The organism is Serratia sp. 506_PEND (assembly GCF_001076875.1).
GTDB lineage: Bacteria > Pseudomonadota > Gammaproteobacteria > Enterobacterales > Enterobacteriaceae > Serratia > Serratia marcescens.
This window is the reverse complement of the sequence record NZ_JVEL01000041.1, coordinates 1-288: the sequence shown is the minus strand read 5'-3', so window position 1 is coordinate 288 and position 288 is coordinate 1. Positions and strand designations below refer to the sequence as shown.

Annotated in this window: 1 protein-coding gene; it reads left to right on the top strand. The window is 52.1% G+C overall.

Annotated features, from left to right (window positions below; translation table 11 throughout):
• Positions 1-15: 15 nt before the first annotated feature.
• Positions 16-288, top strand: a 273-nt coding sequence (locus ADK28_RS01310) for a hypothetical protein (protein ID WP_048794676.1), incomplete at its 3' end; no start/stop codon positions are given.

The following is a 288-nucleotide window of genomic DNA, read 5'->3' as shown; positions in this document are numbered from 1 at the left end:
CACTGAGGGAATGCCATGAATGCACTGATTAAACAGGAAGTTAAAGCTCTGCGGAGCATGGGTTACAACAGCTGCTGTTTTTATTCCGATGGCCGTGGTTCGACCGGCTCGCCTTTTATTGACTGCTATTCAACCGGGCATATTGCGATTGATGTTTATTCCTGGGAGCGCGAAGTGGCGGGCTTTGGTAATGATGACCGGGGCTGGGATGTGGATGTGTACGATGCTAGACGGCTCACCATCCCTTTTATTCGGACCCGCGAAGGGTTTAGGCAAGCGTACCGCCTG